Annotated in this window: 14 protein-coding genes; 9 read left to right on the top strand and 5 right to left on the bottom strand. The window is 45.3% G+C overall.

The genetic code is table 11. The features are described from left to right. Position 1 precedes the first annotated feature (1 nt). Positions 2–1,720 (bottom strand): type IV-A pilus assembly ATPase PilB, encoded by a 1,719-nt coding sequence (gene pilB, locus QQL60_RS14535; RefSeq protein ID WP_273181320.1) that lies wholly within the window; start codon positions 1,718–1,720, stop codon positions 2–4. A 141-nt stretch (positions 1,721–1,861) separates the two neighbouring features. On the opposite strand from pilB, the gene lptM reads away from it, so the two are divergent. Genes lptM through xerC form a run of 5 tightly spaced genes read left to right on the top strand, consistent with a single transcriptional unit; the run spans position 1,862 to position 5,687 of the window. Further along, a complete protein-coding gene (gene lptM, locus QQL60_RS14540) occupies positions 1,862–1,990 on the top strand; it encodes an LPS translocon maturation chaperone LptM (RefSeq protein ID WP_007144516.1) in 129 nt (42 codons plus the stop codon). A gap of 7 nt (positions 1,991–1,997) precedes the next feature. Next, positions 1,998–3,248: a diaminopimelate decarboxylase gene (gene lysA, locus QQL60_RS14545; RefSeq protein ID WP_273181321.1), complete on the top strand. Its 1,251-nt coding sequence runs from the start codon at positions 1,998–2,000 to the stop codon at positions 3,246–3,248. A 3-nt stretch (positions 3,249–3,251) separates the two neighbouring features. Continuing rightward, positions 3,252–4,100: a diaminopimelate epimerase gene (gene dapF, locus QQL60_RS14550; RefSeq protein WP_337955140.1), complete on the top strand. Its 849-nt coding sequence runs from the start codon at positions 3,252–3,254 to the stop codon at positions 4,098–4,100. Then, positions 4,076–4,786 (top strand): DUF484 family protein, encoded by a 711-nt coding sequence (locus QQL60_RS14555; protein ID WP_273181323.1) that lies wholly within the window; start codon positions 4,076–4,078, stop codon positions 4,784–4,786. Before dapF ends, QQL60_RS14555 begins: the two co-directional genes overlap by 25 nt. Further along, positions 4,776–5,687, top strand: a complete 912-nt coding sequence (xerC, locus tag QQL60_RS14560; RefSeq protein WP_273181325.1) for a tyrosine recombinase XerC — start codon at positions 4,776–4,778, stop codon at positions 5,685–5,687. Before QQL60_RS14555 ends, xerC begins: the two co-directional genes overlap by 11 nt. A 538-nt stretch (positions 5,688–6,225) precedes the next feature. On the opposite strand, the gene polA is transcribed toward xerC, so the two are convergent. Further along, positions 6,226–8,976: a DNA polymerase I gene (gene polA, locus QQL60_RS14565; protein ID WP_273179007.1), complete on the bottom strand. Its 2,751-nt coding sequence runs from the start codon at positions 8,974–8,976 to the stop codon at positions 6,226–6,228. Between the two features lie 137 nt (positions 8,977–9,113). Here polA and QQL60_RS14570 point away from each other — a divergent pair, with 137 nt between their 5' ends. Genes QQL60_RS14570 through hldE form a run of 4 tightly spaced genes read left to right on the top strand, consistent with a single transcriptional unit; the run spans position 9,114 to position 12,907 of the window. After that, positions 9,114–9,404: a DUF2782 domain-containing protein gene (locus QQL60_RS14570; RefSeq protein WP_050797540.1), complete on the top strand. Its 291-nt coding sequence runs from the start codon at positions 9,114–9,116 to the stop codon at positions 9,402–9,404. Between the two features lie 26 nt (positions 9,405–9,430). Continuing rightward, positions 9,431–10,378, top strand: a complete 948-nt coding sequence (locus QQL60_RS14575) for a homoserine kinase (protein ID WP_284723711.1) — start codon at positions 9,431–9,433, stop codon at positions 10,376–10,378. Positions 10,379–10,385: 7 nt separating this feature from the next. Beyond that, positions 10,386–11,423 carry a lipopolysaccharide heptosyltransferase I gene (waaC, locus tag QQL60_RS14580; protein WP_284723712.1) on the top strand — a complete coding sequence of 346 codons (1,038 nt, stop codon included), beginning with the start codon at positions 10,386–10,388 and terminating at the stop codon, positions 11,421–11,423. A 38-nt stretch (positions 11,424–11,461) separates the two neighbouring features. Further along, the gene (hldE, locus tag QQL60_RS14585) at positions 11,462–12,907 is read left to right on the top strand and encodes a bifunctional D-glycero-beta-D-manno-heptose-7-phosphate kinase/D-glycero-beta-D-manno-heptose 1-phosphate adenylyltransferase HldE (protein ID WP_284723713.1); all 1,446 of its coding nucleotides are present in this window, start codon (positions 11,462–11,464) and stop codon (positions 12,905–12,907) included. A gap of 13 nt (positions 12,908–12,920) precedes the next feature. On the opposite strand, the gene QQL60_RS14590 is transcribed toward hldE, so the two are convergent. From QQL60_RS14590 to QQL60_RS14600, 3 genes are read right to left on the bottom strand one after another with little or no spacing between them, the layout of a single operon-like run. Continuing rightward, positions 12,921–13,727 (bottom strand): aldo/keto reductase, encoded by an 807-nt coding sequence (locus tag QQL60_RS14590; protein WP_273178999.1) that lies wholly within the window; start codon positions 13,725–13,727, stop codon positions 12,921–12,923. Beyond that, entirely contained in the window at positions 13,727–14,917 is a 1,191-nt protein-coding gene (locus QQL60_RS14595) for an FAD-dependent oxidoreductase (protein ID WP_273178997.1), read from the bottom strand. Before QQL60_RS14595 ends, QQL60_RS14590 begins: the two co-directional genes overlap by 1 nt. An 8-nt stretch (positions 14,918–14,925) precedes the next feature. After that, the gene (locus tag QQL60_RS14600) at positions 14,926–15,480 is read right to left on the bottom strand and encodes a D-sedoheptulose-7-phosphate isomerase (RefSeq protein ID WP_273178995.1); all 555 of its coding nucleotides are present in this window, start codon (positions 15,478–15,480) and stop codon (positions 14,926–14,928) included. Positions 15,481–15,564: the final 84 nt, after the last annotated feature.

The raw sequence follows: 15,564 nt of genomic DNA on the forward strand, positions 1-15,564 counted from the left end.
CTTACTCCTTGATTACCCGATTGACTTCTTCGAGGCTGGTTAAGCCTGCTGCGACTTTTTTGAGTCCGGACTTACGAAGATCATCAATACCTTCTTTTTCTGCCTGATCCGCCAACTGAATTGCATTTCCGCCTTCCATGATGATGCGACCCATCGCATCAGATACCGGCATCACCTGGTAGATACCGACACGGCCTTTGTAGCCTTCGGTACAACTATCGCATCCCACCGCTTTATAAACTGTGACACCAGCATCAATTTGCGCTTGTGTGAATCCTTCAGCCAACAGCGCTTCGTTTGGAAGTGTATCCGGTGCTTTGCATTTTGAGCACAGTCTCCTTGCCAGACGTTGTGCAATGATAAGGGAGACAGCAGAGGCGATATTAAATGCCGGTACACCCATATTCATTAATCGCGTTAAAGATTGTGGTGCGTCATTGGTATGCAGGGTTGAAAAAACCATATGTCCGGTCTGTGCCGCTTTGATGGCAATTTCTGCTGTTTCCAAATCACGAATCTCACCGACCATGATGACATCGGGATCCTGGCGTAAAAAAGCACGTAACGCTTCAGAGAATGTCAGTCCTATCGCTGGGTGAACGTTAACCTGATTAATGCCAGGCAAACTAATTTCAGCCGGATCTTCAGCGGTAGAGATATTACGATCACCGGTATTGAGAATATTCAATGCGGTATAAAGCGAGACAGTTTTACCACTACCTGTCGGCCCGGTAACGAGCACCATGCCGTAGGGTTTGTGCATGATTTCCAGAAAGGTTTTCTTTTGGTTTTCTTCATAACCTAAGGCATCAATACCCAACTGTGCACTGGTGGGATCCAAAATACGCAATACGATTTTTTCACCAAACAACGTTGGACAGGTGTTCACACGAAAATCGATGGCTTTGGTTTTCGACATTTTCAATCGCATACGACCATCTTGTGGGACACGGCGCTCTGCGATATTCAAGCGTGATAATACTTTTAAGCGAGCAGCAATACGGCCACCGAGGGCTACAGGCGCTGTTTTCATTTCGTGAAGCATGCCATCGATTCGGACCCGGACCCGGTATTTTTGTTCATAAGGTTCAAAGTGAATATCGGATGCGCCCGATTTGATAGCATTAGTTAAAATGCCGTTTATAAAACGAACGACCGGGGTGTCATCAACGTTTTTGTCATTGAGCTGGTCATTTTTGCTGTCATCTTCGTCTGGACCAAGATCGATATCATCGAGCTCTTCGTCATCAAAGTTATCCAGTTTTTCGTTGGTTTTATCTAATGCCTTTTCGATAATGTTGGAGAGTTTTTGTTCATCGACCAAAACCGGGAAGGTGTTCATGGCCGTATTGAATTGGAATTCGTCCAAGGCCTGCAAATTAGTGGGATCTGAAACGGCGACATATAAACGTTTGCCGCGCTGAAACAATGGTAAAGCGTTATGCTGGCGAATTAATTTTTCTTGAATTAATGAGGTCGCCGCAAGATCCAGGTTCATTGCGTCAATATCGAAGAGCGGAACACCAAATTCCTGGGAGGCAATTGCCGCAATGTCGGCACTAGCGAGAATTTTGTGATTAACCAGATACGTAACGAAAGGCTGCTTGGCTTCTTTGGCTGCGGACTGGGCATGCAGTGCTTGCTCTTCAGTTAAAAGACCTTCATTAACCAGTCGTCGAGCGAGGCCACTGAGTCTCATGGGGGCTGCCATATTTGCCATGACTATTTGTGATTCCTTAACATAAGCTGATCTAGGAACCCTAATAGTATGTAACTTAAACAAGAAATTCTAGTTTTCAGATTCAAGACGAATAAGTCTGCGTCGTTATATACTGCCGAATAAATTTTTTGAGGAAATAAAATGCGAGCAATTTCTTGCTGGACCAGACTGGCGTTGCTGGTTTGTGTACTGATGGCCGTCACGGGCTGTGGACAAAAAGGTGATCTTTACTTGCCGGAAGGCCAGACTAATTTAATCGCGGCAGGGTAAGGTAATAATGAACTATTTTGATTATCAGGCGGGCACCTTGCACGCGGAGAATGTGCCGGTTGATAAAATTGCGGAGCAATATGGCACGCCAGTCTATATTTATTCTCGTACCGCTCTGGAAAACCACTGGAAGGCCTTTGATGAGGCTTTTTCGGCCTATCCTCACCTTGTCTGTTATGCCGTGAAAGCAAACTCTAACCTTGCTGTGTTAAATGTGCTGGCAAAACAAGGCTCTGGTTTCGATATTGTCTCCATGGGGGAATTAGCGAGAGTGTTAGCTGCTGGCGGTGATCCCGCGAAAACCGTATTTTCTGGTGTCGGTAAAACGGAGCAGGAAATTGAATATGCACTGCAACACGGTATACGTTGCTTCAACGTAGAATCGATTCCTGAACTGGATCGTATTAACACAGTGGCTGGTCGTCTAGGCAAAAAAGCACCTGTGTCAATTCGAGTCAATCCTGATGTCGATGCACAAACGCATCCTTATATTTCAACAGGACTGAAAGAAAATAAATTTGGTATCGCTATTGAAGATGCACGTGAGGTATATCGTTCTACGCAAGCCATGCCGCATTTGAATGTGGTTGCGGTGGATTGTCATATCGGTTCGCAACTGACTTCTGTTTCGCCTTTTGTGGATGCATTAGAGCGTGTTTTATCGTTGATTGATGAACTTGCTGAAGATGGTATTGAGATTAAACATCTGGATATTGGGGGCGGATTGGGTATCCATTATCGCGATGAGACACCACCTACACCTGCAGAATATGCACAAGCGCTGGCACCGTTATTAAAGGACCGTGAGCTGGAGATTCTGTTGGAGCCTGGACGTGCAATTGCTGGCAATGCAGGCATTTTATTAACAAAAGTGGAATTTATTAAGCCAACAGAAGCGAAATGTTTTGCGATTGTTGATGCGGCTATGAATGATTTGTTACGTCCTGCACTTTATCAATCATGGCAAAATATCCAAACAGTCAAACAACATTCTGATACAGAAGTGGTCAGCTATGACATAGTAGGTCCTATCTGTGAAACAGGCGACTTTTTGGGTAAAGATCGTGAGCTTGCGATTCAGCAGGGCGATTTATTAGCTATTCGTTCGGCGGGGGCTTATGGTTTTGCCATGAGTTCAAATTACAACTCTCGTCCACGAGCCGCAGAAGTGATGGTAGAGGGTGATAAGGTTCACCTTGTTAGAGAACGTGAAACGATTAATGATCTATTCGCTGGCGAGCATGTTATACAGGCATAAATGATGTTGAAATTCAGCAAAATGCATGGTTTAGGCAATGATTTCATTGTGATTAATGCCATACAGCAAAAAGTAGAGCTGACCACTGAGCAGATTCGTTTTATGGCGGATAGGCATTTTGGTATCGGTTGTGACCAGCTTTTGCTGGTTGAAAAAGCATCATCGTCAGACGTGGATTTTCGTTACCGGATTTTTAATGCAGATGGTGGTGAAGTCTCACAATGTGGAAATGGTGCGCGTTGTTTTGCCCGCTATGTCCGTGATTATGGTTTAACAAGCAAAGATACCATTGCTGTAGAGACTGCTTCTGGCATCATTTATCCGACAATTCAGGCTGATGGACTGGTTAGCGTTGATATGGGTAATCCCATTTTTACACCTGAAAAAGTGCCGTTTATTGCTGAATCAGAAGCGGTTACCTATCTGATTGATGTCCCGGATTACGACAAAGTCGAAATTGCCAGCGTCTCAATGGGCAATCCGCATGCTGTGATGCTGGTGGATAATGTCGACACAGCCGCTGTAGAAAAAATAGGTCCTGCTATGGAGTCTCATACACGTTTTCCAGAACGTGTGAATGTTGGCTTCATGCAACTGGTGAACTCAGAAACGATTCGGTTGCGTGTTTTTGAACGAGGTTCAGGTGAAACGACAGCCTGTGGTACAGGGGCTTGCGCCGCAGTCGTAACGGGGATTCGCCGAGGATTATTAGCCAGAGATGTGACTGTTTCTTTACCAGGAGGGCAGTTGCAAATTAGCTGGCCAGATGAAAATGCCTCTGTATGGATGACCGGCCCTGCAGAGCATGTATTTGACGGAGAAATTGCGTGGTCGACACTACAACAGATTTAACACTGGAACAGATTGAACAGTATTTAGAGGCCCACCCCGCTCTATTTCTTGAGCAGCCTCATCTGCTGGAGTCGCTGAACCTTAACAGCTCTCCAGAAGGGACCATTTCCCTTGCCCAAAGACAGACTCAACGTTTACAAGAGAAAAACCAACAGTTAAATGAGCAGTTACATGCTCTGATAGACAATGCACACAGTAATGCTGCTCTAGAAAAGCGTGTACATAATTTATGTTTAAGTGTCATGGATGCGGTGGATTTAGCCGATCTGATTAACTTAATCCAGACCGAGCTAAAACAAGAGTTTGCAGCGGATGATGTTGCCCTAAGACTGTTTTATCAGGGTCAGCACAAACTTGATTTGCCTCAGGTTGCAGCAAATGTGTCACAGCTTCATGCTGATGATAAAAAACTACGTATTTTTGATAATTTGTTTACCAAACAAGAGCCCGTGTGTGGTCGACTGACAAAAGCACAGAAAGGGCTATTGTTTGATGAGCGCGCAGAGGCAATTAACTCTGTTGCCTGCCTGCCTTTAGGGCATCAACCTTGTGCGGGCTTATTGGCCATTGGCAGTGTTGATGCTAACCGGTTTCATGCGGATATGGCCACCGATTATCTGAGTTTTTTAGGTGAAGTGGTGATGCGTGTGATTAGACAACATACTCACCAACAGCATGCGCAATGAGATAATCAATCCGATAGACGATTTTCTCGACAATTTGTCGTTGCAGCGTCGTCTGTCGGAGCATACGGTAAGTAACTATCGCCGGGACTTGCTCCAGCTTGCTGAATATGTCGAGCAACAAAACATCTCAGACTGGACCGTGCTTAAATCCAGTCAGCTCAGACAGTTCATTGCTTTTTTGCATAGAAAAGGACTGTCTGGTCGGACGATCCAGCGAATGTTGTCTTCGATACGTTCCTTTTATCAATTTCTTATCAAATTTGGTTTGGCTGAGAGTAATCCGGCTAAAGCGGTTCAAGCCCCAAAAAGCGAAAAAAGATTGCCATCAACATTGGATGTTGATCAGATGAGTGCCTTACTGGACAACACACGTCCCGATACCTTTGTCGCAGCTAGAGACAGAGCCATAATGGAATTGTTTTATTCCTCAGGCTTACGCTTAGCCGAGCTGGCTGCACTGGAATTACGAGATATCGATTTTGGCGATCATTTGGTTCATGTCACTGGTAAAGGGAATAAAGACCGAGTCTGTCCTTTCGGAGGTAAAGCCTTGGCAGCACTGAAGGACTGGTTAGATAAACGCGATCAGCTGGGTTTTTTTGACCAGCCAGCCGTATTTATTACCCAACAAGGACGACGTTTAGGGGTACGTTCCATCCAAAAACGATTGAGCTACTGGGGTAAAAAACAAGGGATTTCTGATCGTGTTCACCCTCACAGATTAAGACATGCTTTTGCTTCGCATATGCTAGAAGCCAGTGGTGATTTACGTGCGGTGCAGGAATTGCTGGGGCATGCCGATATCAGTACGACACAGATTTATACTCATGTGGATTTTCAGCATCTTGCTAAGGTGTATGACTCGGCTCATCCTCGAGCGAAAAAGCGTTCAGACTCCTAAATATAATCACTATTTATCGTCTAAGTCTGACTTTATAAATAAAATCCAATTTAACATCAGTTGCTGACTAGTAATATTATTTTGAGTTAATCGCCGTACATTTACATTGATATCGCTGCCGCAAGGCATTCATTTATTTTGCATGCCCAAAATAAACGAACCAAACAAAAGGGCACCCGATATTGCCTTTTCTCTAAAAATTCACTGCATTTTATGGCGTGGACACCAACTCGCTGCGCTCAAACACGTGCCCACTTAATCCATAAAATACAGCGAATTTTTAGCGGCAATAGACGGGAAAATGGGGCTTTTCTAATCCCCCGTTTGTGCTGACGAGGAGTGACATTTATTCAGGTCTGAGGGAGGCTAGTGTTTGAGCGTAGCGAGTTTTAGCCGACCGCCTGAATCAATGTTATGACGAGTGAAGCCGCAGGCCAGCACTGTGGGGTGCCCTAGGGTTGTTAGGGAAATGGGCAAACATTTCCCTGACTCGCCACTAAGGCGAAAACTAGAAGAGCCTTAATTAGGCAAATAAAACTTAATGTGCCTGCTCCCAGTTATCACCCACACCAATCCCGACTTCCAGCGGCACTTTTAATTCTGCAGCCTTAATCATAAAGTCTTCGATAGTGTTTTTTGCCATATCAAGCTGGTCTTTCGGTACTTCAAACACTAACTCATCGTGTACTTGCATGATCATTTTGATGCCAGTATCGGCGTTAGATAACCAAGTATGGATATCAATCATGGCGCGTTTGATGATGTCAGCAGCGCTGCCCTGCATCGGGGCATTAATCGCTGTACGTTCGGCATATTGGCGGCGCATACCATTACTGGAGTTAATTTCTGGTAGGTACAGACGGCGTCCAAAGAGGGTTTCAACATAACCCTGATCTTTGGCTTGCTGGCGGGTGTTATCCATATACTGACGAACACCGGGATAGCGTTCGAAATACACATTCATATAGTCTGCTGCCTGATGACGTTCGATACCCAGTTGTCTTGAAAGTCCATGGGCGGACATGCCATAAATCAGACCGAAGTTAATGGCTTTGGCGCTGCGACGTTGATCACTGGTGACTTCTTCTAACGCGACGCCAAATATTTCTGAAGCGGTATGGCGATGAATGTCTTCACCATTGGCAAAGGCATTGAGTAAGCTTTTATCACCTGATAAGTGCGCCATAATTCGCAGTTCAATTTGTGAGTAATCCGCTGCCAATAAAACAGAGCCATCCGATGCCACAAAGGCTTCTCGAATACGACGGCCATTTTCACTGCGGATAGGAATATTCTGCAAATTAGGATCTGAGGAGGACAAACGCCCTGTAGCGGTAACAGCCTGATGATAGGAAGTATGTACTCGCCCACTGGTTTTATTGACCTGAAGCGGCAGCTTATCGGTATAAGTGGATTTTAGTTTACTTAGTCCGCGGTACTGCATAATGATTTGTGGCAGTTCATAACCTTCATCTGCTAACTCTTGTAAGACTTCTTCGGCTGTCGAAGGTTGACCTTTTGGCGTTTTCTTTTTCACCGGCAATTGCTGTTTCTCGTAAAGAATTTCCTGCAATTGTTTTGGTGACCCCAGATTAAATTTCTGACCAGCAACGGCATGAGCCTGTTCTTCGAGATCGGCAATTTGTCTGGCCATATTGTCGCTTTGTTGTTGCAGCATCCAGATATCAATATTGACGCCATTACGTTCAAGTGTGTTCAACACCGGTAATAATGGCATTTCCAGCTCTTTATAGACCCTGGCGAGAGGGGGAATTTTTTCAATTTTTGGCCAGAGTGTCTGATGGAGTTGTAAGGTGATATCAGCATCTTCAGCCGCATACGGCGACGCTTGCTCAATGCCAATTTCATTGAAGGTAAGCTGTTTTTTACCTTTACCGGCAATGTCTTCAAAGTGAATGGTGTCTCGGCCCAGATATTTTTGCGCTAAGGAGTCCATATCATGTCGGGTGGCCGTGCTATCAAGTACATAGGATTCGAGCATGGTGTCATGAGCTATCCCTTGCAGATTGATGCCGTGATTGAGTAATACATGGCGATCGTATTTCAGGTTTTGGCCGACTTTGAGGTGTTTAGGACTTTCAAGTAAGGGTTTGAGATCCTGCATGACGCTGTCAAACTCCAATTGCTCCGGTGCACCTGGATAATCATGTTTTAGCGGTAAGTAAGCCGCTTCCCCTGCTTTTACTGCAAACGAAACGCCGACAATTCTGGCTTCAAGATAGTCGAGGCTGGTGGTTTCGGTATCAAATGCAAATAAATCAGCTTTTTGCAGTTTGTCTAACCAAGCCTGCCATTGTTGTCGTTCAAGAATCGTTTCGTAATGTTGCTCAGTGGTGTTTTTACTTGTTTCTGCGATAGCATCGTTATCTGATATGGAGGCACTTCCAGACGATTGTAATTCGCTTATCCAACTGCGGAATTCCAGTTTTTTAAACAATTCAAGCAGTGCTTCAGTGTCTTGAGGCTGATTTTTAATGTCTTCAAGATGAATATCTAATTCAACATCACATTTTATTGTGGCGAGTTGATAACTTAGATCAGCCATTTCTTTATTTTCAGCCAGTTTTTCCGGCATTTTTTTCGCACCGCGAAAATCAAGCTCACGAACCGCTTCCAGATTGGCGTAAATATCTTTCAGGCTGCCCAGGTTTTGTAACAGACTCAATGCCGTTTTTTCACCGACACCGGGCACACCGGGAATGTTATCCACCTTGTCGCCCATTAATGCCAGAAAGTCGATAATCAGTTCTGGTGGCAGACCAAACTTTTCTTTCACACCTTCGATATCTAGCACGGTTTCTGTCATGGTATTCACCAGTGTGACATGCTGGTTAACCAACTGCGCCATATCTTTGTCACCCGTACTGATCACAACATCCAGGCCTTTTTCAGTGGCCTGACGTGCAAATGTGCCAATGACATCATCTGCCTCGACCCCATCAATGACCAGTAGTGGCAGGCCCATCGCTTTAATAATGTCGTGTACAGGCTGCACTTGCGAACGTAAGTCATCCGGCATCGGCGGACGCTGCGCCTTATATTCAGCAAAAAGTTCATCACGGAAGGTTTTGCCTTTCGCATCAAAGATGACGGCAATTGGACTATTGGGATAATCGGCCAGTAATCGACGTAACATTGCGGTCACGCCTCTGACAGCCCCAGTTGGTTCACCGGCGGAGTTTCGGAGATCGGCTTTGAACATGGCATGAAATGCGCGATAAAGGTAAGAAGAACCGTCGACCAGAACGAAAGGGGCAGATTGACTCATAAGTTATAACGACCAATTGGATAATAGGGAACAGACTGCTTTTCTCCAAGCAGCGGAAATGCTATCTTTAGTGCCAAATGACACGGAGCATCCACATGTTTAACAAATTCGCTATTGTATGCGCAGTTACCCTGGTAATGACAACCCAAGTTTGGGCAGATGAAAAATCAGTGATGGAAAAACCACCTGTGATTCCTGAGCCATTACAAAGCGGTGAAAGCATGGAGCCCGATATTAATATTATTCAGGAAGATGACCGCACGGTTGAAGAATATCGTATGAACGGTCAACTTTATATGATTAAAGTCACGCCATCTATCGGCAAACCTTATTACTTGATGGATTCTGATGGTGACGGTTCTCTGGAGACAAAAAGCTTTGAGCTGGACTCTGGTGCCGTGCCAAACTGGATTCTGTTGGAGTGGTAAGTCGTTTATTTATCTGAGTTCTTTTAATGTCAGTTTATACTGAAGTCGAGCGCGACGATTTAGTCGCGTTTCTAAGTGATTATTCGGTCGGAGAATTGGTGTCCTATCAGGGCATCAGTGACGGCATCGAGAATACCAATTATTTTGTCACCACAAGCAAAGGTGAGTATGTGCTCACTTTATTTGAGCAACACACCTTTGGTGAGTTAGCGTATTTTCTAGATGTGATGACGTTTTTCTACATGAACGACATTCCTTCTGCCCACCCTGAAGCGGACAGTCAGGGGCATTATCTCAAAAAATTGTGTGGTAAACCCGCGGCTTTAGTTGTGCGATTACCTGGTAGGGGTGTCAATGCCACCGCAACCATTGAACAATGCGCACAAATTGGTGCTGTGATGGCTGATATGCATTTAGTTGGACAGTCGTTTCAATCACGACGGCCCTCTGAACGCGGACCTGAATGGCGGCAGCAAACGGCACAACAGCTATTGCCTCAGTTGGATGATGAAAGAACGGGCATATTGAAAAATGAACTTGCTCATCAGCAAGGTTATGCGACGTTAGGTCTCCCTGAAGGGGTTACGCATTCAGACTTGTTTCGTGACAATGCTTTATTTGAAGGTAACAAACTAAGCGGTATTATCGACTTTTACTTTGCCAGTGATGAATATTTACTTTATGACCTGGCTGTTGCCGTTAATGACTGGTGTGTCGGTGAGGATGGTTTACCCGAAGCCACACGTTATCAGTCGCTTATGAAACACTATCTGCAGAAAAGGGCATTAACAGAATCAGAACAGGCTAACTGGAATATGGTTTGTCGGGCAGCAGCACTGCGTTTCTGGCTGTCACGATTACAGGATCAACTCTTTCCCCGTGAAGGTGAGCTGACTCAAATTAAAAACCCGGATGCGTTTTTATCTATTCTCAAGTATCACCGTGAGCATCCTCTAACGCTGGATTTTAACTAAACAGCTGATGCGCGTTCTGATAATTAAACTGACTTCAATGGGCGATCTGATGCATGCTCTGCCGGCGCTCACTGATGCCGCTCAAGTATTCCCAGAGATTGAATTTGACTGGGTGGTTGATAGTGCTTTTTCCGCCGTACCGCAATGGCATCCTCGTGTAAAACGTGTCATTACCACATCACATCGGCGCTGGCGTCAGAATTGGTTCGGTCATTTGTTCAATGGCGAGATTGGACATTTTTATAAAGCATTAAATCTCGATGACTATGACCTTGTGATTGATATGCAAAACAATCTGAAAAGTGCGTTGGTCAGCCTGTTAAGAAAGGGCCCTGTTGCGGGTCTGGATAAATACAGTTGTCGTGAGAAGCCTGCTTATCTGGCCTACCGTCATAAAATCAATGTGAATCCTAACCAACACGCGGTTGAGCGTATGCGTCAGATCATGGCGAAAGCCCTTGATTATCCGCAGCCTGACACTGAGCCAGACTACGGTGTGGATTTAGCGCATTGCCAGTTGCCGCAATTAGCATTTGAGTTACCCAAAAAGTATGTGATGCTGGTTCACAATGCGAGCTGGTTAACTAAATTATGGCCAGTGCAACATTGGCAGGCGCTCACATTAAAAGCCGTTGAGGCTGGGTATTCTGTGGTGATTCCATCAGGGAATGATGAAGAGTATCAACGTGCATTGCAGATTGCCGCTGTGAGTGACCATGCTTATACCTTGCCCCGGTTACCACTTGATAATGTCGTGGCTATTATGCAAGGCGCAAAAGCGGCTCTCTGTAGTGATACCGGTCTTGCGCATATGGCCGCGATGATGGATAAACCGGCGATTACCTTATATGGCTCAACAGATACCCATCTGATTGGTACCGCCGGTCATCATCAGCAACACTTGATTACCGGAATGTCGTGTTCACCTTGTTATAAACGTCGTTGCCCTTTGCCAGAGGCGAAATCCGGTATGCCGGTGTGTATGGCTGAGATGCAACCAGACCAAGTCTGGAATAGACTCGCTGCCGTTTTACAAGCACAATAACGCCTCTGACTTCTATTCTGGCGTGATAAAACCGCATTATGAAATTTGATTTTCCTGAATTCCATCAAGCTCGCATTGCTGTTATTGGCGACTTGATGCTCGATCGTTTTTACTATGGCAAAGCTAGCCGTATTTCACCTGAAGCCCCGGTGCCAGTAGTGAATGTGGACCGCTTGGAAGATGTGCCGGGGGGCGCGGCTAACGTAGCAATGAATATTGCTTCACTTGGTGCGCAATGCAATATTACGGGCATTACCGGTGCTGATGAAGCCGCCAATGTTCTCAAACAAAAACTTCATGCCGTGGGTGTGAATTGTCTGTTCCATCAAGCGGCTCATGCCTGCACAATTATCAAATCGCGAGTCATTAGCAGTCATCAACAACTGATTCGTCTCGACTTTGAAAAACGCTTTACTGAACAAGTGGCTCAGGATATGGAGCACTTAGCAGAGCATGTCACTGACAACGCGAAAGTGATTGTCCTGTCAGACTATAACAAGGGCACCTTAGCTCACCCTCAGTACTGGATTGAAAAAGCCAGAAACAAGCAAATTACCGTACTGGTTGATCCTAAAGGCGATGACTTTACTAAATATCGTGGCGCCGATCTGATTACACCCAATATGAGCGAATTTGAAGCGGTTGTCGGTGCAGTAGAATCAGAACAGGATCTTATCAGTAAAGCGCAGACACTGATTAAAACACTGAATATTAAAGCGATTCTGATTACGCGCAGTGAACATGGTATGACGCTGGTTCAGGCGGATCAGCCGGAATTCCACTTACCCGCTATCGCCAAAGAAGTCGCCGACGTCACAGGTGCAGGCGATACCGTGATTTCAACATTAGCTACGGCATTAGCGGCTGGTGTAAGCCTTGAGCAGGCGGTGACATTAGCTAATGTGGCTGCCAGTATTGTTGTCACAAAACTAGGAACCTCTACGGTCAGTGAGCCTGAACTACGTCAGGAATATGAACGTCATCAGGGCATTAACAACACGGATCATTGTATCGGTGGTGCTGTCACGGTTGAACAGTTAAAAATGGCGGTAGAACAAGCCAAAAAACGAGGTGAGAAAGTCGTGTTTACCAATGGCTGTTTTGATATTTTACATGCCGGACATGTGACTTATCTGCAGCAGGCCAGAGCATTGGGTGACCGCCTGATTGTTGCTATTAATACCGATGAATCAGTCACAAAATTAAAAGGTGAAGGTCGTCCAATTAATACTGCTGACAGACGCTTAACGGTGCTTGCCGGACTGGCGGATGTGGACTGGGTGACCTGTTTCCCCGGTGATACACCAGAAGAGTTATTGCGACTGATTCAACCAGACATTCTGGTGAAAGGGGGCGACTACGACAAACAAGGTGTCGTTGGCTGGGAAATCGTTGAAGCTTACGGCGGTGAAGTCAAAGTGATGGGGCTGGTGGAAAACTGCTCAACGACGGCTATAGTGAATAAAATCAATCAACGAAGCTAGTTTTAGTTCGCTTTTATTTCGTCAAAGCCTTAACAACTTTACTGATATTGTCACGCAGATGGGCAGGGTTAATCGTACCGATAATCACACTACTCACTGCTGGTTCGTTAAAGATAAAGTCGAAGTTTGCCTGAACATTATCATCGGCTGAATTTTTTGCTAGATGACCGCTGCCCAAAGCCTTTTTAATAAAAATGCCTTTATTAAGTTTGGCGGCTTGTTCAATCACCGACCGTTCTTCCTGATATTGCAGATTATGCATCACCATGGCGATATCGGACTGTTCCAACGTTAATAGACCGCCTGTGACGGTCTTAGTCGACATGCCACTGGCGCGAATCCAGCCGCGTTGTTTTAAGTCAGCTAAGACTTCCAGCGCACCATGATGACGAATAATCTGTTCATCATTGCCATCAGAGTGAATCAATACAATATCTAATTCATCTCGCTGCAGGGTTTTTAAACTGTTTTCAATGCTTTTAATCAGTGATTCAGGGGTAAAGTCATAATGTGATTCACCTGTTTCCGCATCAAAATATTCACCGGCTTTGGTGGCAATGATCCACTCGCGCCGGACTTTTTTTAATAACTGTCCAAGACGTTGTTCACTGCGTCCATAAGCCGGTGCCGTGTCAATCAGATTGATGCCGGATTCCCAGGCTTGTTCAAGCAATGTCATCACTTGTTCATCATCAGGAATCTGAAAGCCATCAGGGTATTTCACTGCTTTATCACGACCGATTTTAACGGTGCCCATCCCCAGTGGGGACACGCTTAGTCCAGTATCCGCTATCGGATTTCTTCGTTCTAAATAGGCCATCAGAACGCTCTGTCCCATAACGGTTTAGCGATTTCTGGATGAGGAAAGTCAGGATTGTCGTAAGTCTGTTTTTCTATGGAGTCGACATTAATCGCTTTCAGTACCTGATCGGCTAAATCAGGTGCCAAGGCTAATTTGGTAGGCCAGCAAATATGAATATTCTGTTGTGAATCAATAAAGGCATTATCCGGCCGAGTCAGACTGGATTGTTTGGGCTCAGCCCGGTTAACGGCATGTGTTGCCCAATCCAGATTTGGGAGTTTAAACCAGGGCAGAATATTGTTGAGTAGTTGCTGCGCTTCAGCAATCAAGTTTTCTCGGGATTTACCGACACCTTCTTCGGCAATATTACCGCCGATGTACCATACGGTCTCGCCCTGTTGAGTTTGATGGCTGGAAATCGTTGCTATCGGCTTGGAACCACTTCCCAGGCTATGGGCATAGATCGTTGGCAATGGTTGAGTAGAGTCGTGACTTTTGCATAACACCATCTGCAAGGGGCGACGTTGCATCGTGGGCTGTTTGATACCTAATGATTGCAGCAGGGCTTCATTACCTTCGCCTGCGGTCAAAACAAACTGCTTTGCATGGATTGTCATATCACCAATCTGAACAATTCCTACTTTTTGCCTTGTGCGTTGCCAATGATATTGACTATCTTTAGGTACTAAAAGCATACGTGAGTGCCACTTTTCAGTGATCTTTGTTAGCAGACTTGGAATATCTAACACAGGCTCATCAAGCTGATAGAGCGTGCCTTTAAAGCCGGTATCCTGAAATAATGCCGGTGCCTCGCGTTTCTCTACCCGTTGCATACGACTACTTAAAGCTTTGCTGGCAAAAAACGACACCATTTTTGAGGACAGTTTGTCTTTAGACCATAACAATTGATGATCCGCCAGTTTTCTCACTGAGCGGAGATCAATATCACCTTCACCATTTAATGCGCTTTTCCAACGGGCAGGCATGGTGCTAATGACTTGTGCGGCTTTGGATAACACACCATTAAGGGCATATTTACTGCCACCATGAATAATGCCCTGTGAGCTGAGCGTTTGTCCTTGCCCAATGTGTCCGTGTTCCAGCAAGATGGCGTGAATACCCATATCGTTAAGGCGATGATGAAGCCACAGGCCAGCAATACCTGCGCCGATAATGACAACATCGGTGTTAAGTGTGGTTTGCGTCATGAATAAATTTAGTCTGTTTCGTCGAGGGTTTCACACAGCCAGTGACCGATCAGAATATGCCCTTCCTGAACGCGTGCCGTTTCTTTGACTGGGACGGCAATATATTCATCAGCTATTTCAGCTAATTTCCCGCCACCTTCACCAGTAAACGCACAGCTCCAAATGCCCATTTCTTTTGCGGTTTTAATACCGTTAATGACATTACCGCTATTACCGGATGTGGATAAACCAATCGCAATATCACCTGGACGCCCTAAAGCAGCAATTTGGCGATCAAATACGGTATCAAACTGATAATCGTTACTGTGAGCAGTCAAAATGGATGTGTCTGTTGTTAAGGCGATGGCACCATAGGGACGACGATCTTTGTGATAACGAACCACAAATTCGGCAGCTAAATGTTGCGCATCAGACGCGCTGCCACCATTGCCAAAGAACAGAATTTTATTGCCTTGTTTCACACAGCTTGCAATACGAGCGGCAAGTGCTGTGACTTGTGGTTCAAGTGCAAACAGACTTTCGATCATCGCCTGATGGCGTGTGATGGTGGCTTTAAATGACACGGCTTCCCCTTAAACTGGTGTAGTGATGATAACATCTCACTTTTTGAGATCGACAGTTTAACAAAATTCAGACTGACTGGCGGT

Origin of the sequence: Methylophaga thalassica, assembly GCF_030159795.1 — a bacterium.
Lineage (GTDB): Bacteria > Pseudomonadota > Gammaproteobacteria > Nitrosococcales > Methylophagaceae > Methylophaga > Methylophaga thalassica.

What these genes read in the sequence shown, in the direction of transcription:
- lysA (WP_273181321.1), top strand. Translation starts at nt 1,998, where the DNA reads ATGAACTATTTTGATTATCAGGCGGGCACCTTGCACGCGGAGAATGTG.
- pilB (WP_273181320.1), bottom strand. Translation starts at nt 1,720, where the DNA reads ATGGCAAATATGGCAGCCCCCATGAGACTCAGTGGCCTCGCTCGACGA.
- xerC (WP_273181325.1), top strand. Translation starts at nt 4,776, where the DNA reads ATGCGCAATGAGATAATCAATCCGATAGACGATTTTCTCGACAATTTG.
- QQL60_RS14575 (WP_284723711.1), top strand. Translation starts at nt 9,431, where the DNA reads ATGTCAGTTTATACTGAAGTCGAGCGCGACGATTTAGTCGCGTTTCTA.
- QQL60_RS14595 (WP_273178997.1), bottom strand. Translation starts at nt 14,917, where the DNA reads ATGACGCAAACCACACTTAACACCGATGTTGTCATTATCGGCGCAGGT.
- polA (WP_273179007.1), bottom strand. Translation starts at nt 8,976, where the DNA reads ATGAGTCAATCTGCCCCTTTCGTTCTGGTCGACGGTTCTTCTTACCTT.
- lptM (WP_007144516.1), top strand. Translation starts at nt 1,862, where the DNA reads ATGCGAGCAATTTCTTGCTGGACCAGACTGGCGTTGCTGGTTTGTGTA.
- QQL60_RS14590 (WP_273178999.1), bottom strand. Translation starts at nt 13,727, where the DNA reads ATGGCCTATTTAGAACGAAGAAATCCGATAGCGGATACTGGACTAAGC.
- dapF (WP_337955140.1), top strand. Translation starts at nt 3,252, where the DNA reads ATGTTGAAATTCAGCAAAATGCATGGTTTAGGCAATGATTTCATTGTG.
- QQL60_RS14570 (WP_050797540.1), top strand. Translation starts at nt 9,114, where the DNA reads ATGACAACCCAAGTTTGGGCAGATGAAAAATCAGTGATGGAAAAACCA.
- waaC (WP_284723712.1), top strand. Translation starts at nt 10,386, where the DNA reads ATGCGCGTTCTGATAATTAAACTGACTTCAATGGGCGATCTGATGCAT.
- hldE (WP_284723713.1), top strand. Translation starts at nt 11,462, where the DNA reads ATGAAATTTGATTTTCCTGAATTCCATCAAGCTCGCATTGCTGTTATT.